Origin of the sequence: Nocardia sichangensis, from assembly GCF_047200615.1 — a bacterium.
Lineage (GTDB): Bacteria > Actinomycetota > Actinomycetes > Mycobacteriales > Mycobacteriaceae > Nocardia > Nocardia sichangensis.
Window position 1 is genome coordinate 178,698 of record NZ_JBJZOK010000012.1, and the last position, 22,731, is coordinate 201,428.

Sequence of the window (22,731 nt, forward strand, 5' to 3'; positions counted from 1 at the left end):
ACTCAGTACGGGCGGCTCGGCACGCGCGTCCGCCGGATCGGCACCACGGTCCACCAGGTGACGCAACGCCACACCCATTCCAGCGGGCCGTACTCGAACAACCGCAACCACACGGCACTGCACACCGCCTGCACCGCGATGATCCCGACCGCCAACCCGAGCACCGCCGCGTAGCTGCCGGAGCCGGACAGGCCGAGACGCGGTGCCGCGAGCAGGATCAGCGCGGTGGCGCCGACGTAGTTGGTCAAAGCCAGGCGACCCAGCGGCCGCAACACCTCCGCCAGTACCTGGCCCGGCTCGATGCGCAGCAACAGCAGCAGCCCGGTGACATAGGCCAGCGCGCCCAGTAGACCAGCGACAGCCACGGCGGGAGTGGACCACAGCTCCAGATACGGCGTGCGGTATTCCCACCTGCCCGCCACTATCGCGGCGGGCAGGGCGAGGGCGAAGACCGCGGCGATCTGCCAGCCCCGCTCATCGAGTGTGTCCACGATCCCGGCGCGCGCGGTGGCCAGGCCGAGCAGGAACAACCCTGGCGCCAGGGCCAGCCCGCCGCCGAGGGCCAGCGCCACGCCGAAGGTCCCTACCAGTCCCGCCAGCAGCACCGCCCAGTTCGGCAGCGCCGAGGCGGGCAGCAGGATCGCCAGCCCGGCCAACGCGTACGGCAGCAGCGCCTCACCCGGCTGGAACTGCTGATGGACCAGGCCGATCACCCCGAGCGCGAGCAAGCGGCGGATCAGGACCAGTCGCGGGCGCTCGCTCCGTTCCTCGGCACTGTCCAGCAGCAGTGCGAAGCCGATTCCGAACAGGAACGAGAAGATCGGGAAGAACCGTCCCTCGAACACCACCGACAGCGTGTGCCGGATCGGTAGCACCACGCCCGATTCGTCCGTCGCCGCGATGTCGGTGATCCGCCAGATGTTCACCACCAGCATGCCGCACAGCGCGAAGCCACGAACCGCGTCGAGTTCCTCGATGCGTAGCGGACCCGCGTCGTGGTGCATGGATTCACGGTATCCAGCGGCGGCCCCGAAGCCGGTATCTCGCGCCGAGATGTCGCCCACATTGATTAACGCACTAACTATTCATGCGCTAATTTAAGGGAGGACAAGGAGGACCGATGGAGACCGAGATCGAGGATCCGCTGCGCCTGGACCGGCAGGTGTGCTTCGCGCTGGCCGTGGCCAATCGCGCGGTGCTGGCCGTCTACCGTCCGCTGCTCGAACCGCTCGGGCTCACCCACCCGCAGTATCTGGTGATGCTGGCGCTCTGGGGCGAGGCGCCGATGTCGGTGAAAGCGATCGCCGAGGCCATCCAGCTCGACTCCCCCACACTGTCCCCGCTGCTCAAACGCCTCGAAGCCGCCGGACTGATCAGTCGCGAACGCGACAGCCGAGACGAGCGCAACCTCGTGGTGAACCTGACCCCGGCCGGAGCCGAACTGCGCGCGAAGGCCGAGCGGATACCGCCCGCCGTCGTCCAACGCCTCGGCGTGACCCTGGCCGACCTCGAGCAGTTGCGCGATGTCCTCACCCGGGTGAACGAGGCGGCCCGCCGGTCGGTGCTCGCCGAGCCCCACGCCCCGTCCTCGAACCCAGGAGCCCGGTCATGACCCGAGAGCAACGACGGCCCGGTCCGATCCAGTGGATCGGCTACGCCTTCGGCCGCCGCCTGCCCGATTCGATGCGTGAGTGGGTGCGCGACGACCTGACCGGCAGGTTCGCCGCCACCCGGCACGTGCTGCGCGGACTGGTGCCGTTCACACCGTTGTTCGCGGTGTTCCTGCTCTTCCCCGGCGAGCTGTGGCTGCGCGGCGCGATGGTCCTGCTGGCGCTGCTGCTGGCCCTGTTCTACACGATCGCTTTCATGCCGATGAACCGCGCGCATCGGCTCGCGAAGCACGGCTTGCCCGCGGATCTGGAGAATCCGCAGCGCGCGCGGCGCCGAGCGTTGGAACGAGCCAGATACGCGGCTCAGCACCCACACTGAGCGCGCGGCTCGCGACCACCGAGGCGGGGTGTCGCCCGTCCGGCGTCCCCGTGTTCGCACCGCTGGCGCCGCACCGATTCGGCGGTGACCGGTCGAGGCGCTCGTCTGAGCCGCCCGCTAGGGGCTGGCGGCGAGGCCGACGAAGGCGGCGAACACGGCCAGGTGGACGCCGCCCTGCAGCAGCGTCGCCCGCCCAGGAACGATCGTCAGCCCACCGACGACGACGGTCAGCGCCAGCAGCACCATCTGCGTCGCCCCCAAGCCGAGCACCAAAGGGCCGTCCAGCCAGATGCTGGCCACGGCGATCGCCGGAATGGTGAGGCCGATGCTCGCCATGGCCGAACCCAGCGCCAGATTGAGACCGATCTGCACCTGGTCGCGGCGCGCGGCCCGCACCGCGGCGATCGTCTCGGGCAGCAGCACCAGCAACGCGATCACCACGCCGACCGCCGATTGCGGCAGACCAGCCGACTGGACCGCCGATTCCACGGCGGGCGAGACCACCTTCGCCAACCCCACCACGCAGACCAGGGCGACCAGCAGCAGACCGAGGCTGGTGACGGCGTCGCGCACGGTGGGCGGCTCGACGCGCTCGTCGTCCTCGGCGACGACGCCGTCCGCCTCCACCGGCAGGAAGTCGTCCGGATGGCGCACGGTCTGCACCATCACGAACAAGCCGTACAGCGCGAGCGAGGCCACCGCGGCGAAGGCCAGCTGCGCGGGCGAGAACTCCGGGCCGGGTTTGCTCGTGGTGAAGGTCGGCAACACCAGGCTGAGCGTCGCCAGCGTCGCGACGGTGGCCAGCGCCGCACCCGTGCCTTCGGCGTTGAACACCGCCACGCGCCTGCGCAACGCCCCCACCAGCAGACAGAGACCGAGGATGCCGTTGCAGGTGATCATCGCAGCGGCGAAGACCGTGTCGCGGGCCAAGGTCGCGGTCTTGTCACCGCCCTGGGTCATCAGCGTGAGAATGAGCGCGACTTCGATCACGGTCACCGCGATGGCCAGCACCAGCGAGCCGAACGGCTCACCGACCCGGCGCGCCACCACCTCCGCGTGATGAACCGCCGAGAGCACCGCCCCGATCAACGCCACCACCACAACCGTCACCGCGACACCGGGCAGACTTCGGCCCCAGGTGACCGCGAGGGCGACGACGGCGAGCAATGGTACGAGCACGGTCCAACGGGCGATGAACAGACGGATCATGCCCACCATGGTCCCAGCAAATCGCTCGCATCCAGGTCAGGCGACCAATGTCCCCGCCCCGCCGCGGGTTCAGTCGTCCAGATCGATGCGCAGCGTGAGCAGGTCGGTGCCGACCAACCGGACGGCCGCGCTGTTGGCGCGCGGCAGGGCCGCCAACCGGGCACGCGGGTCGTCGTCGGGCAGCAGGTGGGCGGTGCCCGCGTGCCAGCGGCCGTGCAGCCGCAGCCGGACTCGATTGTCCACCTTGATGTTCCGCACATACTGGGATCGCTCGCCGAACTCGGAGACCAGCCAGAATTCCCGGCCGATCCTTCGTCCGCCGATCGGAGTGATCCGCGGCTGACCGCTCACCCGGCCGGTGGTCTCCAGGAGAGTCTGCCCGGGCAGCGTACTGAGGATCGGATTGCCCAGTCGGCGCTGGAACGTCGTCACCACACGATGCTGGATATCGCGCAAGTTCGGCATGCCGCGACCGTAACACCGGGCGCACCCGTCGGCTGGCTTCGCCGCGTGTGCGATTCGGGCGTTGACCAGGGCACGGACCCGCACGCGGCGGACCGCGGCAGCCACAGGAACCGGGACGCAAACGCCCGCCCATCACGTCGCGCAGTATCGACCGTCCACGCCGCCGCACGGAGCCGAACAGGGCACGCGACGAGCAACCACGCGAGTCGCCATGCGCCGCAACAGCGCAATGTGATGCGCGCCATAGATCCCCGATCGGGCAATGCATCTCCTCCGCTGCCCCGGCCGGCATGCGTGCGCGAGTGCCGCCCGCCGTCGCGCGCGCCGGTGCGCCCGATCCGCCATCGTGTTCCGGCCGCGAAAAGCACTGCCTCAACTGTATTTTCCCGTCGTTTTGCTGGCGAAGCGATCGCGCGTGGTCCAGCGTTCCCGTCCGCGACGGCATGTCGAGGCGATGTCGTTACCGAAGAACATCCGACAAGGAATCGACCCCGCCCCGGTCGATAGGTGAGAATTTGGCGGTGCGCACCCAGTTCACTGCCGAGCTCATCGCGTTGACCAATGATCTGACGCTGATGTGCACGCTGGCCCACGACGCCGTCGAGCGTGTCACCGACGCGCTCGTCGACGCCGACCTCACCGCGACATACGAGGTCTTCGCGCTCGACGAGCAGTTGCAGAAGATGTACGGCGCTTGCGAGGCGCGCACCGTGGTGTTACTGGCGCTACAGGCTCCGGTGGCCCGCGACCTGCGGCATGTGGTGACCGCGATCCAGATCGCCGGTGAGCTGTCCCGCATCGGCTGGCTCGCCAGCCGGGTCGCCGACAAGGTGTATCAGAGTCACCCCGGACACGCTGCCGAGCAACCCATCCTGGACATCCTCGCCGCGATGGGCAAGCTGGCGGCCGAGCGTACGTCTTCGGCCGGGCGAGCGGTCGCCGGTCGGCACCCGCTGCCGGAGGAGGAGACGCCCGCGGACCATTCGATGGAAACGCTGCACCGGCAACTGCATTCCGCGCTGCGCGACCCCGCGTCCCAGCCGTCCACCGAAGTCGCGATCGACAACGCACTGCTGGGACACCACTTGGAGCGCTGTGCCGACCACACCGCGCGCATCGACCGGCTCATCCGTTTCCTCGACACCGGGGTACCCCCGACCGCCCAGCCCACCGACGACGAGTGAATCCGCGTCCTACAGTGGAGCCGTGCTGTTCGACACTGCGGCGGGGGCACTGATCTCGGACGGTGGACTGGCCACCGAGCTGGAGGCGCGCGGCCACGACCTGTCCGACGCGTTGTGGTCGGCCCGTCTGCTCGTGGACGATCCCGCCGCGATCCGGTCCGTGCACGAAGCCTATTTCCGGGCGGGCGCCGACATCGCGACCACCGCCACCTATCAGGCTTCTTTCGATGGCTTCGCCGCGCGCGGGCTGACCAAGGCGCAGACGGTGGAGCTGTGGCGACGTGGCGTGGCGCTGGCTCGTGCCGCGTGCGACGCCGAGACCGCTGATCGACGCCGCTGGGTCGCCGCCTCGGTCGGCCCCTACGGCGCCGCGCTGGCGGACGGATCGGAATACCGTGGCCGCTACGGGCGCACCGTGGCCGAACTGCGGGCCTGGCATCGACCGCGCATGGAGGTGCTCGCGGAGGCGGGCGCCGACCTGCTGGCCCTGGAGACCGTCCCCGACGTCGACGAAGCCGAAGCGCTGGTCGACCTGGTGAACGACCTCGGCGTGCCCGCATGGCTGAGCTACACCGTCGACGGCGCGCGCACCAGAGCCGGGCAACCGCTCACCGACGCCTTCGCGGTGGCCGCGGGCTCGGACTCGATCGTCGCGATCGGCGTGAACTGCTGCGCGCCCGCCGATGTCGCCGCCGCGGTCGAACTCGCCGCGGGAACCGGCAAGCCCGTGGTCGCCTACCCGAACAGCGGTGAGGACTGGGATGCGGCGCGCCGCCGTTGGACCGGCCCCACCCGGTTCACCGCAGGGCAAGCCAGGGACTGGTTCGCCCGAGGCGCACGGATCATCGGCGGCTGCTGCCGGGTCGGCCCCGCGCAGATCACACGCCTGGTAACGGAACTACGAGGAACCTCACCCGCCACCGGTTCACCCGACGCGGAAGCACCGGGCTGATCACCGACGCGGCGGGTTCACGTCTCCTCGAGCATGGGGAAACGCCCCGAACCGAGCAGCCCCGCGATCGCGTCCATCTTCGCCTGCGGCGCGGCGTAGTCGGGATGCGCGCGCAGCACCGACGCCGCGTCGTGCAGCCGGATCATCTGCCGTTCGGCCTCGGCCGCGGTGCGCCCGCCCGCGCTGACCGGATGGCGCGCGTACACCGGACGGCTCCGGTCGACCCGTCCCAGCGCCAGAGCTTTGTCCACGCGGCGTGAGCAGCGGCAGAACGCCGTCGGGTCGACCAGGCCACAGGTCGAGTTCAGGAAGTTCCCGAGCCGTTTCTTGGCGCGCTCCAACCGCTTTCGATAGGCGGCGGGGGTGATGTCGAGGATCCAGGCGGCCTCGGTGGAGTTCAGCTCGAACACGTCGCCGAGCACGAACGCGATCCGTTCGTCCCGGGCCAGGCATTGCAACATGCCTTGACTACAGGTGAGCCGCACCTCGGCAGTTAGAAGCACCGCTTCCGGTCCGCGATAGTCCGCCTCCGACAGACCGTCGGCCAGTCCGTCCCGGTAGGCGTCCAAGCTCAGTTCCGCGGCCTCCTGCGGGGTCTGCCGCCGCAGATTCAGCAGGTGGTTGACGCCGATGCGGTAGGCCCAGGTGAGCAGCTTCGCCTCGCCGCGCCAGGTGTGCAGATGATCGAGGACGCGCACCATGATCTCCTGCGTCGCGTCCTCGGCCTCCGCGGGCCGCCAGACCATGCGCAGCGCCAGCCGGTACAGCGGGTCCTGCAACAGGCGCACCACCTCGGCGACGGCGTCCCGGTCGCCCGCGACCGCGCTGGCGACCATGGCCTTCTCGTCCGCCGCGACCCGCTCGTGCTCCGTGCTCATCCGGCCATCATTCGGCCCGCGCCGCGGTCGGCGCAAGCACTGCCGGGTCACATCGCGGCCGAGATCACGCGCGAGCGGCGGCACCGACCAAGGCGTGCCGATCGAGCCACTGCGCGACCGCCCGGCCGATCTCGTCCGGCCGATCCTCCGGCGCGTGGTGGCCGGCCGGAGGGATCGCGACGACCTCGGCGCTCGCGAAGGTGCTCGCGGCCCAGTCGATCGCCTCCGCCGATCCCAGCCCGACGCCGTTCTCCAACGCCATCAGCAACTTGGGCACCTCGGGCGTCGCGGCCGCCCAATCGTCGTAGTTCCGCACCAGGGCGACCACGTCGGCGGGCTCGCCGTCCAGCGGGAACTCCCGCGGCCACACCAGCAGCGGCTTGCGCGAGGCCGGGGTCGGATACGGCGCCCGGTACACGTCGTGGTCCTCGGGCGACAGGTCGGCGACGCCCTTCGGCAGGTTGAACTCGATGAAGATGTTCTCCTCCAGGATCATCCGCTCCCCTTCCGCCGAGCGAAACTTCCGGAACAGCTCGGCGCCGAGCGGAGGCAGCTCGTCGAAGCGCATCGGCCGCAGGAACGTTTCGATCAGCGCGATCCCGCGCACGCGGCTGGGATGCCGCGCGGCCCAGTCCATGCCCAGCGCGCCGCCCCAGTCGTGTCCGACCAGCACCACTCGGTCCAGCCCGAGCGCGTCGAACCAGGCGTCGAGGTAGGCGGCGTGATCGGTGAAACGGTAGGCGCTGTCCGGCTTGCCCGACTCCCCCATGCCGATCAGGTCCGGCGCCAGCACTCGGGTCCGGTCGGCCACGTGCGGAATGACGTTGCGCCACAGATGCGAGGAGGTCGGATTGCCGTGCAGGAACACGACGGGGGTCTCTCCCGCACCGGTGTCGCGGTAGTTGATGAACGAGTCGATGACGTCGACGGTGGGCATGATGTGGTCCTTTCGGGTCCGGCTTTTCGCCTGCACCCGTTTGGACACAGGAATCACACCGCCTGTGACCGGATGTGGAGTGAGCATCGTCACAGGCCCGTCGAACCGGTCGTCGCGAGGGCGGCAACTCTCGGATACATCCGTACTCATGCAGTAGATGTGTGGCCGAAACTGAAGATCGGCTGAGAAACTTTTCGAACCGTGCGAACGAACTTGCCAATTCGCGCGGCATCTATCTACTGTCTTGATACGTAGAACAAAGCGTGATCGAGACGGAGCGGATGCGTGCTGCAACCGGAGAGCGGCTTCCCTGGTCACCGGCGCCCGCCGGACATCGATCACCCCTGATCATCACGAGTGAGTCCGGAGCAGGCGCGGCTCGACACCTCGGGACCTCCCCCTCATCAGCCCCGTGGTGTCGTCCCAGTGCGGGCTTCGGAGTGGACAACCATCCGCACAACCGCGCGGCTCCACCGGCCTCCTCGTGATCACCGCCCCCGAATCGGCGCCGGCACGGCGATTCGGGGGCGGCCCCGTTCTCCGGCTCGGCAGCTCTGGCGCACGGCCCGTTACCGGCCAGCTGTGCCGAATCTCATACGCGCCGATCGGTTGCGCGAAGCCGGTCACTGGATACCTTTTCGCCGGTTACAGTTTCAAGTGGATTCGGCGTTAGGAAGTTCGATGAAGTCCACAGTGCAACGGCTGGCTCTGATCGGCATCATGGTGGCGACTTCCATCGGACTGGTCTCCTGCACAACCGTTCCGCCCGGCCAGTCGACCGCGTCGGGCTGCGGTTCCGGCGGACGGGCCTGCGCCGACGCGCCCGCCCCGATTCCCTCGCGCGACGCGCTCGCGCTGTTGAACGCGCTGCGCGTGGCCGACCGTGCGCCCAAGACCGGATACAGCCGTGACGAATTCGGGCCGCCCTGGTCCGACAACGTCTCGGTGCCCGGCGGCAACAACGGCTGCGACACCCGCAACGACATCCTCCAGCGCGACATGACCGACGTGACGTTCAAGTCGGGCAAGTGCATCGTCGCGACCGGAACGCTCGCCGACTTCTACACCGGAAAGACCATCGACTTCAAGCGCGGCACGAAGTCCTCCGACGACGTGCAGATCGACCATGTCGTCGCGCTCTCGGACGCGTGGCAGAAAGGCGCACAGAAGCTTTCCGCCGAACGCCGCCGCGATCTGGCCAACGACCCGCTGAACCTGCAGGCCGTGGACGGTCCGACCAACCAGTCCAAGAGCGACTCCGACGCGGCCGATTGGCTGCCGCCGAACAAGGGTTACCACTGCGCCTACGTGACCAGGCAGATCCAGGTGAAGACGGCCTACCAACTCTGGGTCACCGCGGCCGAAAAGGACGCCATGACGCGGATTCTCACCGCCTGCCCCTGAGTCCTAGGGGAACTCGATCACCACCTTCCCGAAGGGGTCTCCGGTGCGGAAATACCGGTAGGCCGCTTCGGCTTCCTCGAACGCGAACACGCGGTCGATGACGGGACGCATCCCGTGGGCGGTGATCGCTCGGTTCATCGCCTCGAACTGCGTCCGGCTGCCCACCGCGATGCGGCGAATCGACAGATACGACGTCCCGAACGGGTTGCCTACGGGCGCGTCGGTGGCGGGCAACGCGCCGATCATCGTGATCCGCGCGTTGTATCCGCCCGACCGCACGGATTTCGCCAGGGTCGGCATGCCCACCGCGTCGAGGATGTGTTCCACACCGTCGCCTCCGGTGCGGTCCAGCACGGCCAGCTCCCAGTCCGGTGTCCGGCTCCGATCGATCACCTCGTCGGCTCCCAGCGCGCGCAGCCGCTCGGCCTTTCGCGCGCTCGAGGTCACCGAGATGACATAAGCGCCCAGCATTTTCGCGTGCTGCACACCGAAAAGGCCCACCGATCCACTGCCGACGGTCAAGACGGTCTCGCCGGGCAGCACCGGCAGCGGCGTGGTCAGCGCCGCCCACGCCACCACTCCGGCGCAGGTCAGCGTGGCGGCCTCCACGTCGGTGAGATGGTCGGGCACGTGCACCACCGAATCCTCTTCCAGCACCGCGTACGTGGCGAGCATGCCGGGATAGGTGGCGCCGTACTGCTCGACCACGTGCGCTTGGCGCTGTGGCCCGTCGATCCAGCGGACGAAGTAGGAGGCGGTCACCCGGTCGCCCAGCGCGGCGCGCGTCACTTCCTCGCCCACGGCGATCACCGCGCCGACACCGTCGCTGAGCGGGACGACGCCCGGGGTCGCGGGCAGCGGATACGTTCCGTCCAGCAACATGAGATCGCGACGATTCAGTGACGCCGCCAGCATCTGGATCACCACTTGGCGTGGCCCTGGCTCTGGCATCTCCTGCGGCGCGACGGTCAGCGCGTCCGCCCCGCGCGCGGGGTCGAGATGGTAGGCGACGGCCCGCATCACGCGACACCGATGTACTGGTGGTCCCACCGGATCCGGCCCGCGTCGTCGAGCGCGATGACGTCGTATCCGCCGCCGACGACCGCCCCGTCGGTCTTCGTCACCATGTGCCAGGTCAGGCCGATCAGGTTCAGTGACAGACGAACCGCCTGCCCCTTGGGTACGAACACGTGCTCACCAGGGGCGACGAATTCCTCGTAGGCGCGATCCACGCGCCGGTCCAGCGCTTCGTAGCCGCGGATCTCCACGGTCGGGATCGGGAAGGACAGTCGGGCAAGCGCCTCCCGCATCTCCTGCGGCGGATCCACCAGCACCTGGGCGCCGTCCTCGGACCACAGTTCCCGGATCAGCTTGTGCCTGGCCTGCGCGTCGGATTCGTTCCACAGCGCGATGTAGCGATCGGCGAATCGGGACAGTTCCCGTGCATCGAGTTGATTGCTCATGGGACGGAGTCTTGCCGTCGTTCGGAGCCTGTGCGATTCCCCGCAAGGTATGGCGAAGCCGCCGCCCGACGCCCGATACTGCTGCCATGACGACGGCGGCCGAGTCCACCGGGTTCGCCCGGCAGCTCAAGCATTGGCGCACGCTGCGACGGGTCAGCCAGCTGGATCTCGCGATCCGCGCCGACACCACGCAGCGTCATCTCAGCTTCCTGGAACAGGGCCGCTCACGCCCCGGACGCACGATGGTGGTGCGGTTGGCCGAATCACTGGAGCTGTCACTGCGTGAGCGCAACGGACTGCTGCTCGCCGCGGGTTACGCGCCGGTCTTCCCCGAATCGGCGCTCGATACCGCGGAATTGGCGCCGATGCTGGAGGCGTTGCGGGCGATCCTGGACGGCCACCTGCCCTACCCGGCGCTGGTGGTCCGGCCGCACGGCGTCCTGCTCGCCGCCAACTCGGCCTTCGAGGTGCTCACCGAGGGCGCCGCGCCGTGGCTGCTGGAGCCGCCGGTCAACGTGCTGCGGCTCGCGCTACACCCGGACGGCTTGGCCGCCCGCGTGGTCAACCTGCCGGAATGGGGACGGCACGTCACCGAGGCGCTGCGCAACCGGATGGCCCGCAGCCCCGATCCCGCCTTGGACGAGCTGATCGCCGAGCTGGAGACGTATCTGCCCCAGGCCGAACCGGGACCGGACCATCTCGGTTTCGCGGTGCCGCTGCGCCTGCGCTGCGCCGAAGGGGAATTGCGTTTGATCACCACGCTCACCTCCTTCGCCACCGCGGTGGACGTCACGCTCGCCGAGTTGCAATTGGAGGCGTTCCTGCCCAGCGACGAGCGGACCGCGCGAATTCTGCGCGACCGCGCGGCGCGATACTGAGCGGGCCCGCGCTCACCAGTGCAGCGCCGCGGCGGTCAGCCGCTGACGGACCAGCTCGACGTGCGGGCGAACAGCGGGTCCGGGCCGACGCACCAGGAATGCCGTGTTGATCGGCGGGTCCTCCGGTTCCAACAGCGCGACGAGCGATCCCGAATCCAGTTCGGCCGCACAGAGATATCGCGGCAGCACACTGATCCCCGCGCCCGCCGCGACCGCCGCGGCGACCGCGCGCAGATCGGCGACGACCACCGCGGCCTCGGCGGCGAGCCGGACGCCGAAGACGTGCCGCCAATACCGGCGCAGGATCGGCAGATCCGGGGCGTAACTGACCAGCGGAACATCGGACAACGCGACCGGGCCCTTGGTCCGCAACAGGTCGCCGTCGACGCGCGCGGCGACCTGCGGCCCGGCGACGAGCACGAACTCCTCGTCACCCAGCGGTTCGGCGACCACCGTCCGGCCTCTGGGCCGGACCGTCGACACCACCAGGTCGAAGTGCCCGGCCCGCAGCCCGCCGAGCAAGTCGTCGGTCAGCCCCGCGTGGACCGCCAGTCGAACCCCTCGCTCGACCAGTGGCGCCAGCGCGGGGAGCCCGTGCACCGCGAGGAACTCGGCGGGTCCGGCGAGACGAACGGCGGGCTGTGGCGCGGGTTCGGCCCGGTGGACCGGACCCGCCACGGTGTCCAGCGCGTCCAGCGGCGCGGCGATGCGCGCCGCCAGCTCGGTCGCCGCCGTGGTCGGCGCGACGCCGCGCGGCAATCGGTCGAACAGTCGCGCGCCGAGCCGCTTCTCCAACGCCTGCAATTGGCCGGTCACGGTCGGCTGGGACAAGCCGACCAGCCGCGCCCCGGCTGTGATCGAACCGGCCCGGTGCACGGCCAGGAAGGTGCGCAACTGGTTCAGATCCAGATTTCCATCGGAATCCCTATCGCTCACCACGCAACTCTATTCCGCCGCCGATAGCCGCACCGGAGGACCCCCGGGTCGCTCGGACCCGAGGGACCTCCGGCCGACTCAGACCGACGCGAGCTCGTGCTCGGCGGGAGCGTCCCAGTCGATCCGGTAGCGCTGCTCCGGTCCCATGGTCTTCTCCGGTTTCATCACGGTCTTGGCCATGACCGGCATGAGCAACTGCATGACCTTGCGTCCCACCGGCCCCGGCGTCTTGCTGTGATTGATCTTCGCCGCGCGCGCCGCGACGCCTTCCACCCGCTCGCGCCGCAAGCGCTCGTAGACCGCGAACGCCTCCGGAGCGGGCAGATCACGCAAGCAGCGGGCCAGCTGCACGGCGCTCTCGATGGCCAGCGACGCGCCCTGACCGGAACTGTTGGACGGAGCGTGCACCGCATCGCCGACCAGCACCATCCGCCCGCGATACCAGTGCGGCACCGGCGGCATGATGTGCAGTGCGCCGACCACCTCCAACTGCTCCTCGGTGGTGCGCCGAGCGAGCTCGCCGCCAGGGGTGTCGTCGCCGTAGACCTCGCGCAAGATGCGCAACCAGTGCGCGCTCGGCACCGCCCGCGCCGCGGTGAGCGACAGATACTCCTTGTGCGGCAGGTTCGCTCCCCATGCCACCCGCCCGTCCCCGAGCGGCCAGTACAGGTAGTAGGCCCGCTTGCCGAACGCGAAGGTCATGGTGTCCGGGGGGATGTCGGCGTCGCACTCGGTGGTCGCGCCGAAGCCGAGCATGCCGGTGTAGTCGGGGCCGGGCGCCTTCGGGTCGATCAGCGTGCGCACCCGCGAGCGGATGCCGTCCGCGCCGATCAGCACGTCGGCGGTGGCTGTGCCGCCATCGGCGAACTGGGCGGTGATGCCCGACGCGTCTTCGCGCACATCGACCAGGCGCTTGTCGTACTCGAACGGAACGCCCGCCGCGACCGCGTGCCGGTGCAGCGTTTGGTGCAGCTCGCTGCGATCGACCAGTTGCAGCGGCGGCATATCGGGGATGCCGGGCATCGCCAGCACCTTCGCGCCGACGGACATGTTCATGTTGCGGACCGGAAGCGCGATGGCGCGGACCGGGTCGCCCGCCCCGATGATGTCGAGCGCGGCGACGCCGTTCGGCGCGAGCCCGAGTCCGCTGCCGATGCCATAGGAAGGGCCGGGATAGGCCTCGTAGACGCGGGCGTCGATGCCCGCTTTGCGCAGGGCCGTCGCGACGACGGGGCCGGCGATGCCGCCACCGATCACCAGGGCGGTACGTGTTGTGGACATGGGTGTCTCCAGGATTCGTGCGATACGGGTTTCGGTTCCCGGACCGACACACGCGCCACCCACCCGGTTATCCTGTGGTTGCCAGCCTTGTAGCCGGGTGCGCGTTCGCGGGCGCGGTTCGAGACTGTTCGATCGGGCCCGGCGGCGGTGTTGCCGCACCTTCGCCGGGCCCGGTTTCTCGGCTAGTCCTCGGCCATCCCCCTCTCCACCATTTCGGCGACCTCCGCCGGCAGCGCGCCGCGCTCGTGCCACTCGCGCCATTGCGCCAGTCCGGGGAAGGTGCCCTCGGTCAGTTCCGCGCGCAGCGAGCGCGTCCACGCCGCCTCGGCTTCGAGCATCGCCAGTCCGAACTCGGACTCGACGATGAACAGTCGCGGCAACGCGCCCGCGAGTTCGCCGAGTTCACGACGTACGGTCTCGATGGTTCGATCCAGCGCTTCGAGGCGGGTGGCGAGCAGTTCGACCACCTCGGCGGGCGGAAGCACAGCGAGAATCGACAGCCCCGCGACGAACCGGTGCGGTTCCGGTTCCGGAGTCGACAGCAGTTCCCTGGTCCAATCGGCCATCTCGGCGCGACCCTCGTCGGTGATCCGATAGATGACTCGCTCGGGACGGGCGCCCGCCCGTTCACTGCCGACGACCTCGAGGAACCCGACCTTGGCCATGTTCTGCACGACCGTGTAGAGCGAACCCCATTTGATCGCCATGTCGTGGTCCTTGCCCCGGTCACGCAGGGTCTGGGCGATTTCGTAGCGATGCATGGGGCGCTCGACGATCACGGACAGCACCGCGAGCGCCAACAGGTTGTCGACCTTGCGTTTCTTCATCGCGGCACCTCCTTCTTACTCGTCTACGAATATACGTCTACGAGTAATCGACCGCAAGAGCGGTCAGGCGGGCACCGTTTCCTGCTCGCGCGCGTGGTCCTCCAGCAACTTCGTGGCGATGTTCGTCAGCGCCTGATCCAGCAGTGCGCGATCGGCCGGGTCGGCCTCGTTCCAGTCGTCGAGCCTGGTGTCGAGCCAGCGCCGCCAGGCCGCCTTGATCCGATCCATCTCGGCCGCACCGGAATCGGTGAGCCGCAAGCGTTTACCCTCTCGCGTCAGATAGCCCTCCGCGCCGACCTGGTCGTAGATCGGCTCGATCACCTCCTGGGGCACTCGGTGCGCCCAGGCGATTCCGGCCAGCGTGGCGTCACCGCGCACCCGGTCGCGCAGATACACCTGGCCGAGCGCCCATGCCTCACCGCGTGTGAGGTCGCTGTCCGCGTCGGCGAGGATGCGCGCGCCGATCGGATCCTCCGCCCCCGCTCGGTGCATGGTGCCCGCGATGGCGCGTTCCAGTTGCACCAGCCGATCGGGCGAGTCGGGCACCGAGAACCCTTCGCCCACATCGCCCGCCCCCGCCCGCGCGCTGTCACGCAGCGGCACCTCGGGCAGGAACCACGCGACCACGAATCCGGCCAACACGATCGGAACGACCCAGAAGAACACGTAATCGATCGAGTCCGCGTACGCATCGATGATCGGCGCCGACTGTTCGGCGGGCAACGCGCGCAACGCCTGCGGGTCCGCCGCGACCCCGGGTGGCACCACGCGCACCTGAGCCAGCGCGGCGGCGAGGTTGGGGCCGATCTGGTTGCTGTAGAGCGTGCCGAAGATGGCCGTCCCGAAGGCGCTACCGAGCGTGCGGAAGAACGTGACACCGGAGGTCGCGGTACCCAGCTGGGCGTAGGGCACGGTGTTCTGCACGACGATGGTGAGCACCTGCATCGCCAGTCCGATACCCAGGCCGAGGATCAGCATGTACAGCGACTCCAGCAATGTGCCGGTGGTCCGGCCCATCGTCGACATCAAGTACAGGCCGAGCGCCATGACCAACGTGCCCGCGATCGGGAAGTACCGGTAGCGGCCGGTCTTGCCGACCACCTGCCCGGACAGGATCGAGGTGGTGAACAGGCCCACCACCAGCGGCAGTGTGCGAACACCCGACATGGTGGCCGAAACACCGTCGACGTATTGCAGATACGCGGGCAGGTAGGTCATCGAGCCGAGCATGGCGAAGCCGACGATGAAACTGAGGATCGAGCACACCGTGAACACCCGGCTGCGGAACAACCCCATCGGCAGCATCGGTTCCGCTGCGCGCAACTCGACCCCGACGAACGTGACGAGCAGGAAAGCCGCCGCGGCGAACAGGCCGACGATCGTCGGCGAGCCCCACGCGTACTGCTGCCCGCCCCATTCCAGGCCGAGGATCAGGCAGGAGACGCCCAGCGCCACCAAGCCGATGCCGAGGTAATCGATGATCGGCCTGGCCGCCGCGCGCACCCGTGGGATGGTGCGGGCCGCCAACGCGATCATCACCACCGCGACCGGCACGTTGACGTAGAAGCACCAGCGCCAGCTGGCGTGGTCGGTGAACAGGCCGCCCAGCGTCGGACCGATCACCGTGGTCACGCCGAATACCGCACCCAGCGCGCCCTGGTACTTACCCCGCTGCCGCAACGGGATGATGTCGGCGATCAGCGCCATCGACGTGACCATCAGTCCGCCCGCGCCGAAGCCCTGGATCCCGCGAGCGAGGACCAGCACCAGCATGCCGTTCGCCAGGCCTGCGACCATCGAGCCGACGATGAAGATCACCGCACTGATCTGGAACACCAGCTTGCGGCCGAACAGATCGCCGAGCTTTCCGGCGAGGGCGGTCGCCACCGCCTCGGCGAGCAGGTACGAGGTGACCACCCACGCCATGTGCCCCGCCCCGCCGAGGTCGGCGACGATGGTGGGCAGCGCGGTGGACACGATGGTCTGGTCCAGCGCCGCCATGAGCATGCCGAGCACGATGGTGCCGAATACGATGTTGGTCTTGGCCCTGCCCATCGGGGCAACAGGGTCCGCGGCGACAGCAACCGAACCGGCCATCAGCCCAGTATGGGCTTTTGCCGCGTCGATGGATATCCAGCGACACGGCAGCGAATCAGCCGGGTTCGCCCTCCGGCGCTTCCTCCGGCCGCTCGATGAGCGACATCGCGATGGGCACGAGCAGATCGACGAGTTCGGCCACCGACGGACGCGGATCGGCGAGCACCCACTCGTGCGCCAGCCCGTTGATCGCGCCGATCAAGGCGCTCGCCCCCCACCCCGGCGTGCCGCGCACCCGCGAACCGGGAGCAACCACCGGAACCACGTGGGTTTCCAGCACGGAAGCCCACGCGTGCCTGCGTTCGCGGCGGTGCCGCTCCATCCGTTCGCTCACGCCCACCACTTCGATGAAGGCGACCTTGGCGCGGTAGGGATCGGCGCCGATCGACTCGAGATAAGCGGTCACCACGGCGGTCATCGCGGCGCGCAGGTCGAACCGCGGGTCGAGCGCGTCCATCCGCGCGACCACGGCCGCGGCGGCCTCGTTCTGGATCCGGTCGTATGCGGCGACCAGAACGTCCTCCCTGGTCTGGAACTCCTCGTAGAACTGACGCTTGGACAGACCCGCGGCGGCGCATACGTCGGCCAGCGAGCAATCGGCGTAACCGCGCTCGGCGAAGATCCGGGTGGCCGCGTCGAGGAACCGCTGACGCCGCTCGGCTTTCCGCTCCACGACGGCACGCCCGCCGTATTGCCTGCCCACTGTCGCCGTCATATCTCTCACCGTAGCGAAATCCCGGCGACCACGAACTACCCCGCATGCCTTGGCCGCCGCCCGATTCGTACTTGTGATCCGGGTCATGACGCCGCATACTCGGGTCCAGTCTGAAACCGATGGGGCTCACAAATGTGGCTCACAGAACGAAGAGGTTCTCGCGTGGTCATTTCGCGCAAGCACGCACCGAAGCTGCTCGCGGCGCTCGCCGTGGTGGCGGTGGGACTGCCCTTCCTCCCCGCCTCGGCAGCCGCCGAGCCCGCGCCGGACGATCCGGTGGTCCAGCCCGCACTGCCGTTCCCCCTTCCGCCGCTGCCGCCGGGCTTCGACCCGGCGTTCTATCGCCCGCCCGCGCAGACCTACACCGACTTGTCCCCCGGCCAGATCATCGCCGCACGCCAGGTGAATCTGGCGAACCTGTCGCTGCTCCCGGTGAACGTGGACGCCTGGCAGTTGTCCTACCGCTCCACCAACTCCCGCGGCGAGGCCATCCCCGCCGTGGCCACGGTGATCAAGCCGCGCGGCTACGTCGCCGACCGGCCGCTGTTCTCCTACCAGATCGCCGAAGACTCGACCGGCAACTACTGCATGCCGTCGTATCAACTCCAGATGGGTTCCATCCCCGCGACCTTGACCGGCTCCACCCTGGTGGCGGCCCAGTTCCTCGAGGTGCAGGCCGCACTGGCCCAAGGCTGGGCCGCGGTGATCCCCGACCACCAGGGGCCCGACTCGGCTTACGCCGCAGGTCCTTTGGCGGGCCGGATCACGCTCGACGGCATTCGCGCCGCGGAGAACTTCGCACCGATGCAACTGTCCGGGACCGGGACCAGGGTCGGGATGATGGGCTACTCCGGCGGCGCGATCGCCACCGGCTGGGCCGCCGAACTGAAGCGCGACTACGCACCCGAACTCAACGTGGTCGGCACCGCGGAGGGCGGCATCCCCGCCGACCTGTCGGCCGCATTGCGGATGGCCAACGGCAATCTCTCCGCCGGGCTGATCTTCGCGGGCGCGCTCGGCGTCTCGCGCGAATATCCCGAGCTGCGGAAATTCCTCGACGAGAACGCGAACGGCCTGGGCAAGCTCATGATCGCGGGCAAGGAACAACTCTGCGCCAGCTACCAGGCCGCGCTGTTCCCGTTCGCCGACAACCTCGGGATGCTGGCGAAGAATCCCTTCACCGACCCCGCTGTCGCCGACGTGCTGCACAAGACGAAGCTCGGCAAGGCCGTGCCGGACATGCCGATGCTGATGTACCAGGCCAATGCCGACTGGCTGATCCCGGTCGGACCGGTCAACGAGCTCGTCGGAACCTATGCCGAGGACCCGGGCGCGCGGGTCGAGTACATCCGCGACCACTTCAGCGAGCACCTGACTCTGGACCCGATCGCGGCACCGCGCGCGCTGCTGTGGCTGAAGGACCGCTTCGCGGGCGCGCCGGTGGCCGGCGGCGTCACCATCACCGATGTCGGCTCGATGACGTTGGACCCCGCCACCTGGCAGGTGTGGAGCGACACGGTGGGTGCCGTACTCGCGGCCGCCTTCGGGCAACCCATCGGCAGCGGCCGCTGAACGACCCGGCCGACAGCTCGTGTCGCGGGCGCGTTCCGCGACACGAGCCCTTGCGTCTGAGACGATCGATGCCGATATCTTCCCCGGAAACTTACTCCAGAGTAAGGTTGGCGCATGGCGTGGAAACCAGCTGAGATCCCGGACCAGACGGGACGCACCTTTGTCATCACCGGCGCGAACGGCGGCTTGGGCGCCGTCACCACGAAAGTCCTGGCGTCCAAGGGCGCGACCGTGATCATGGCCTGCCGCAACGCGGTCAAGGCGAAAGAGGTCGCCGCGGGCATCGACGGCGATGTCCGTGTGGCGGAACTGGACCTGGCCGATCTGTCCTCGGTGCGCAAGTTCGCCGACGACAGCGGCGAATTCGACGTCCTGGTCAACAACGCCGGCCTGATGAACATCCCGTTCTCGTGAACCAAAGACGGCTTCGAGACCCAGTGGGGCGTCAATCACCTCGGGCACTTCGCGCTCACCGGCCTCCTGCTGGACCGGATCACCGATCGGGTGGTCACCCTCTCCAGCATCGCGCACAAGCAGACGCCGAAGCTCTGGATCGACGACCTCGACTACGAAAAGCGCCGCTACCAGCGCAATCTCGCCTATGCGCAGGCCAAGCTGTGCAATCTGATGTTCGCCCGTGAACTGCAGCGCAGGCTGCGTGAATCCGGCTCCCGCAAGCGCTCCTACGCGGTGCACCCCGGTGTCTCGGCCACCGACCTCTTCGCGCACACCGAGACCCCGCTCGACCACATCGCCAAGCCGTTCATCCGCCTGATCGGGCACTCGCCCGCCAAGGCCGCGCACTCGACGTTGTTCGCCGCCACCATGCCGGACGCCGATCCCGAGACCTACTGGGGCCCGACCCGGCTCTTCGGCAGCCAGGGCCCGGTGAAACCCTCGTCGTCCACCCGCCTGTCGCAGAACAAGGACCTGTGGCAGCGGCTGTGGGCAGAGTCGGAGCGCAAGACCGGAGTCACCTACTCGTTCTGAGCGGAGCAACACCGGAGCAGTCAGCGGCAACTGCACGCCGGGGGCCCGGTTGTCGATGCGCCCGGAAGGGTCCGCGTCGTGCGCGCGGCACCTGCGGTCGAACCGGGCCGACTCGTCGAGTTCACCGCAGGCGGAGTCCGGCCGCGCGCTCGGTGGCACGCGCCGGAGCGGACGCCCGATGCGCGCTGCCACATGGCGGCGAGCGGCACCACTCGTGACGACTGCGTGATTTGCAGCGGCCCGCTGCCACATCGGAAGCCACATCCGGCAGCGGGCGCGCGGCCGCTCGTCTCGGCATCCGACACCGCCCCGAGCGCCGGTCCGCTCCGCACCGTTCGTCGCCTCGATGACCGTGGTCACAGCAGGCGCGGGACGGCGCACCTTGTTCTACGGCCCGCGTAGTAGAACGGGTACCGTAGAAGCCGTGTCCGCCTCACCCCGCCGCTCGGCACACAACCGCCCGGCCCTCATCGCGCTGGTGATCGTCGCCGCGCTGGGCTGCCTGGGGCTGGCCTGGTGGCAGTGGGAACGGTACGAGTCCGCGACCGGCACCGCACAGAATCTCGGCTACGCGCTGCAGTGGCCCCTGTTCGCGGGTTTCGCCGTCTTCGCCTACTTCCGGTTCGTGCGGCTGGAACGCGAGGCAGGCGAACCAGAGGAAAAGAACGAGTCCGCCGCGGCTTCGCGGCGCGATGCACCCACAGCCAAGCGCGCCGCGAAGCCGATCGCGCCGACCGAACTCCCGGCGGGACTGCTGCCCGAGCGCCCGAAGGCCGTCCGGGATGATGACCCCGTGCTCGCCGAGTACAACCGATACCTCGCCGCGCTGCACGCCGACGACATCGAAGAACAGGTCCGCACGGCAGGCCTGCACACCCGCGAGAGGAGCGCCGGTTGACCACCAGCGAGAATTCCACCGAGACCACCGCTGCCCCGGCCAGGGCCGGGAACGCCGCCAAGATCGGTCCGGCGCTGCTGCGCTATCGGGCGCTGGCCTGGATCACCGGCCTCTGGTTGCTGCTGCTCACCGGTGAGATGATCGCCAAGTACGGCTTCGACGTGGCCACCCCCAGCTGGATCGCGGTCGTGCACGGCTGGGTGTACTTCGTCTACCTGCTGGTCACCGCCGACCTCGCGGTCAAGGTCCGCTGGCCGGTCCTGCGCACCGTCGGCACCCTGCTCGCGGGCACCATCCCGTTGCTGTCGTTCTTCGTCGAACACGTCAACGCCAAGCAGGTCAAGCAGACCTTCGGCGTCTGAGGCGTCAGCCTTCGGCGAGCGCAGCCAGCGCGGGCGTCAACTGGGCCAGCGCCCGCCCGCGATGCGACACCGCGTCCTTCTGGGCGGGCGTCAACTGGGCCGCGGTGACATCGCCGCCTTCCGGGACGAACAGCGGGTCGTAGCCGAAACCGCCGTCGCCCACCGGCTTCCGCCCGATCGAGCCGGGCCATTCGCCGCGCACCACGGTCTCCGCGCCGCCGGGCACCACCAGCGCGCAGGTGGACACGAACCGCCCGCCGCGCCGCTCGTCCGGCACATCCGACAGCTGTGCCAGCAGCAGCGCGTTGTTCGCCGCGTCGTCGCCGTGCTTGCCCGACCAGCGCGCCGACAGCACACCCGGCATGCCGTTCAACGCGTCCACCTCGATACCGGAATCGTCGGCGACGCAAGCCAATCCGGTGGCCACGGCGCCGTCGCGCGCTTTGGCCAGCGCGTTCTCCTCGAACGTCGCGCCGGTCTCGGGCGCCTCGTCGTACGGGGGAACATCGTTCAATCCGACGATCTCGATTCCGGCGATGCCTGCCTCGTCGAGGATGCGGCGCAGTTCGTTCAGTTTCTTGGTGTTGCGGCTGGCCACCAGCAGACGGCGGGTCATCACTTCCTCTTCGACTCGGCGGGCTCGGGAAGCACGCCGGGATACGGCAGCGCCAGCGCCTCTTTCTGCACGACGAACAACTGCTCGCAGGACGCGAGCGCGGCATCGAGCAACTTGTCCAGCGTGGAGCGCGGGAAGGTGGCGCCCTCGCCGGTGCCCTGGATCTCCACCAGCGTTCCGGTATCGGTCGCGACCACGTTCATATCGACCTCGGCGCGCGAGTCCTCCTCGTAGGGCAGATCCACCCGCACCCGGCCGTCGACCACGCCGACGCTCACCGCGGCGATCGCACAGGAGATCGGCTGCGGGTCGGCCAGCGCGCCCGCCGCGCCGAGATAGGTCACGGCATCCGCCAGCGCCACGTAGGCGCCGGTGATGGCGGCCGTCCTGGTACCGCCGTCGGCCTGGAGCACATCGCAGTCGATGGCGATGGTGTTCTCCCCTATCGCGGCGAGGTCGATGCAGGCGCGCAGCGAGCGGCCGATCAGACGGCTGATCTCCTGGGTCCGTCCGCCGATCCGGCCCTTCACCGATTCCCGCCCGCTGCGAGTGTGCGTCGCGGCTGGCAACATCGCGTACTCGGCGGTGAGCCAGCCCAACCCGGAGTCACGCCGCCACGGCGGCACCCCCTCGGTGACGCTCGCGGTGCACATCACCCGCGTCTGCCCGAACTCCACCAGCACCGAACCAGCTGGATGCGTGGTGAAACCACGGGTGATCCGGACCTCGCGGAGCTCATCGTCCGCCCTGCCATCGGCTCGTCTCGACACGGCCACAGCCTACTGTGTTCAATTTGCCGCGACTTCGTCGCGGCGTGTTCGCGGCCCCTTCATGGCTCGCGTTTGCGCGGCCGCCGCTTGCTCCTTCGTCGCGTACGCGACGGTCGCGCAAACGCGAGCCGGGCCGCGAACGGCGCATGCTCGTTCTCGCTTCGCTCGAAACCCGTGGTTGAGGCGAGCTGGGCGCGTTGGGGACGACGGTCGCTACCCATGGCTGAGCGGATGCGGCGCAAATTCGGTCCGTGTGCCCGCCGTGGTTCCGCACGCGGATACCGCCGTTATCGCACCGCGAGCGGGAA

General features: G+C 69.1%; 23 protein-coding genes and 1 pseudogene. 10 read left to right on the forward strand and 14 right to left on the reverse strand.

The window, feature by feature from the left end; genetic code table 11:
• Positions 1–2 precede the first annotated feature (2 nt).
• A complete protein-coding gene (locus ACL03I_RS19050; protein WP_364430098.1) occupies positions 3–1,004 on the reverse strand; it encodes a DUF418 domain-containing protein in 1,002 nt (333 codons plus the stop codon).
• A gap of 116 nt (positions 1,005–1,120) precedes the next feature.
• Here ACL03I_RS19050 and ACL03I_RS19055 point away from each other — a divergent pair, with 116 nt between their 5' ends.
• Entirely contained in the window at positions 1,121–1,612 is a 492-nt protein-coding gene (locus ACL03I_RS19055; protein ID WP_356966920.1) for a MarR family winged helix-turn-helix transcriptional regulator, read from the forward strand.
• Positions 1,609–1,989, forward strand: a complete 381-nt coding sequence (locus tag ACL03I_RS19060; protein WP_364430103.1) for a DUF5313 family protein — start codon at positions 1,609–1,611, stop codon at positions 1,987–1,989. Before ACL03I_RS19055 ends, ACL03I_RS19060 begins: the two co-directional genes overlap by 4 nt.
• A gap of 117 nt (positions 1,990–2,106) precedes the next feature.
• Here ACL03I_RS19060 and ACL03I_RS19065 read toward each other — a convergent pair whose 3' ends face one another.
• Positions 2,107–3,198: a calcium:cation antiporter gene (locus tag ACL03I_RS19065; protein WP_356966917.1), complete on the reverse strand. Its 1,092-nt coding sequence runs from the start codon at positions 3,196–3,198 to the stop codon at positions 2,107–2,109.
• A gap of 69 nt (positions 3,199–3,267) precedes the next feature.
• Entirely contained in the window at positions 3,268–3,663 is a 396-nt protein-coding gene (locus ACL03I_RS19070; RefSeq protein WP_412806588.1) for a nitroreductase/quinone reductase family protein, read from the reverse strand.
• 521 nt (positions 3,664–4,184) lie between these two features.
• Here ACL03I_RS19070 and ACL03I_RS19075 point away from each other — a divergent pair.
• Entirely contained in the window at positions 4,185–4,847 is a 663-nt protein-coding gene (locus tag ACL03I_RS19075) for a phosphate signaling complex PhoU family protein (protein WP_412806589.1), read from the forward strand.
• Positions 4,848–4,896: 49 nt separating this feature from the next.
• Positions 4,897–5,799 (forward strand): homocysteine S-methyltransferase, encoded by a 903-nt coding sequence (gene mmuM, locus ACL03I_RS19080; RefSeq protein ID WP_412806606.1) that lies wholly within the window; start codon positions 4,897–4,899, stop codon positions 5,797–5,799.
• A gap of 17 nt (positions 5,800–5,816) precedes the next feature.
• On the opposite strand, the gene ACL03I_RS19085 is transcribed toward mmuM, so the two are convergent.
• A complete protein-coding gene (locus tag ACL03I_RS19085) occupies positions 5,817–6,677 on the reverse strand; it encodes an RNA polymerase sigma factor (protein WP_412806590.1) in 861 nt (286 codons plus the stop codon).
• A gap of 64 nt (positions 6,678–6,741) precedes the next feature.
• Entirely contained in the window at positions 6,742–7,764 is a 1,023-nt protein-coding gene (locus tag ACL03I_RS19090) for a haloalkane dehalogenase (protein WP_412806591.1), read from the reverse strand.
• Between the two features lie 531 nt (positions 7,765–8,295).
• On the opposite strand from ACL03I_RS19090, the gene ACL03I_RS19095 reads away from it, so the two are divergent.
• Positions 8,296–9,018, forward strand: coding sequence for an HNH endonuclease family protein (locus ACL03I_RS19095; RefSeq protein ID WP_355075622.1), 723 nt, complete (start codon positions 8,296–8,298; stop codon positions 9,016–9,018).
• A 3-nt stretch (positions 9,019–9,021) separates the two neighbouring features.
• Here ACL03I_RS19095 and ACL03I_RS19100 read toward each other — a convergent pair whose 3' ends face one another.
• Both ACL03I_RS19100 and ACL03I_RS19105 read right to left on the reverse strand, forming a co-directional pair.
• Positions 9,022–10,038, reverse strand: a complete 1,017-nt coding sequence (locus ACL03I_RS19100) for a zinc-dependent alcohol dehydrogenase family protein (protein ID WP_355075973.1) — start codon at positions 10,036–10,038, stop codon at positions 9,022–9,024.
• Complete coding sequence (locus ACL03I_RS19105) at positions 10,038–10,481, reverse strand: hypothetical protein (RefSeq protein WP_397279139.1); 444 nt, start codon at positions 10,479–10,481, stop codon at positions 10,038–10,040. Before ACL03I_RS19105 ends, ACL03I_RS19100 begins: the two co-directional genes overlap by 1 nt.
• 86 nt (positions 10,482–10,567) lie before the next feature.
• On the opposite strand from ACL03I_RS19105, the gene ACL03I_RS19110 reads away from it, so the two are divergent.
• Complete coding sequence (locus ACL03I_RS19110; protein WP_412806592.1) at positions 10,568–11,359, forward strand: helix-turn-helix domain-containing protein; 792 nt, start codon at positions 10,568–10,570, stop codon at positions 11,357–11,359.
• 12 nt (positions 11,360–11,371) lie between these two features.
• Here the strand turns inward: ACL03I_RS19110 and ACL03I_RS19115 are convergent, their stop codons facing one another.
• From ACL03I_RS19115 to ACL03I_RS19135, 5 genes are all read right to left on the reverse strand, one after another.
• Complete coding sequence (locus ACL03I_RS19115; RefSeq protein WP_412806593.1) at positions 11,372–12,295, reverse strand: LysR family transcriptional regulator; 924 nt, start codon at positions 12,293–12,295, stop codon at positions 11,372–11,374.
• 78 nt (positions 12,296–12,373) lie between these two features.
• A complete protein-coding gene (locus ACL03I_RS19120; protein WP_412806594.1) occupies positions 12,374–13,576 on the reverse strand; it encodes an FAD-dependent oxidoreductase in 1,203 nt (400 codons plus the stop codon).
• Positions 13,577–13,758: 182 nt separating this feature from the next.
• Positions 13,759–14,403 carry a PadR family transcriptional regulator gene (locus ACL03I_RS19125; protein WP_412806595.1) on the reverse strand — a complete coding sequence of 215 codons (645 nt, stop codon included), beginning with the start codon at positions 14,401–14,403 and terminating at the stop codon, positions 13,759–13,761.
• A 63-nt stretch (positions 14,404–14,466) separates the two neighbouring features.
• Positions 14,467–16,500 carry an MDR family MFS transporter gene (locus ACL03I_RS19130; RefSeq protein ID WP_355075613.1) on the reverse strand — a complete coding sequence of 678 codons (2,034 nt, stop codon included), beginning with the start codon at positions 16,498–16,500 and terminating at the stop codon, positions 14,467–14,469.
• A 55-nt stretch (positions 16,501–16,555) separates the two neighbouring features.
• Positions 16,556–17,215: a TetR/AcrR family transcriptional regulator gene (locus ACL03I_RS19135; protein ID WP_355075611.1), complete on the reverse strand. Its 660-nt coding sequence runs from the start codon at positions 17,213–17,215 to the stop codon at positions 16,556–16,558.
• A 162-nt stretch (positions 17,216–17,377) separates the two neighbouring features.
• Between ACL03I_RS19135 and ACL03I_RS19140 the strand changes: the two genes are divergently transcribed.
• The 4 genes and pseudogenes from ACL03I_RS19140 to ACL03I_RS19155 all read left to right on the forward strand — a co-directional run bounded on the left by ACL03I_RS19140 (position 17,378) and on the right by ACL03I_RS19155 (position 21,037).
• A complete protein-coding gene (locus ACL03I_RS19140; protein ID WP_364430138.1) occupies positions 17,378–18,787 on the forward strand; it encodes a lipase family protein in 1,410 nt (469 codons plus the stop codon).
• Between the two features lie 114 nt (positions 18,788–18,901).
• A pseudogene (locus ACL03I_RS19145) lies at positions 18,902–19,777 on the forward strand (oxidoreductase).
• Between the two features lie 424 nt (positions 19,778–20,201).
• Positions 20,202–20,675 carry a transcriptional regulator gene (locus tag ACL03I_RS19150; protein WP_412806596.1) on the forward strand — a complete coding sequence of 158 codons (474 nt, stop codon included), beginning with the start codon at positions 20,202–20,204 and terminating at the stop codon, positions 20,673–20,675.
• Positions 20,672–21,037 carry a DUF3817 domain-containing protein gene (locus tag ACL03I_RS19155; protein ID WP_397077039.1) on the forward strand — a complete coding sequence of 122 codons (366 nt, stop codon included), beginning with the start codon at positions 20,672–20,674 and terminating at the stop codon, positions 21,035–21,037. Before ACL03I_RS19150 ends, ACL03I_RS19155 begins: the two co-directional genes overlap by 4 nt.
• Positions 21,038–21,041: 4 nt before the next feature.
• Here the strand turns inward: ACL03I_RS19155 and rdgB are convergent, their stop codons facing one another.
• Together rdgB and rph are read right to left on the reverse strand one after the other, a co-directional pair.
• Positions 21,042–21,653 (reverse strand): RdgB/HAM1 family non-canonical purine NTP pyrophosphatase, encoded by a 612-nt coding sequence (gene rdgB / locus ACL03I_RS19160; protein WP_355075603.1) that lies wholly within the window; start codon positions 21,651–21,653, stop codon positions 21,042–21,044.
• A complete protein-coding gene (gene rph / locus ACL03I_RS19165; protein ID WP_355075601.1) occupies positions 21,653–22,423 on the reverse strand; it encodes a ribonuclease PH in 771 nt (256 codons plus the stop codon). The genes rdgB and rph overlap by 1 nt, the downstream gene beginning before the upstream one ends.
• Positions 22,424–22,731 lie beyond the last annotated feature (308 nt).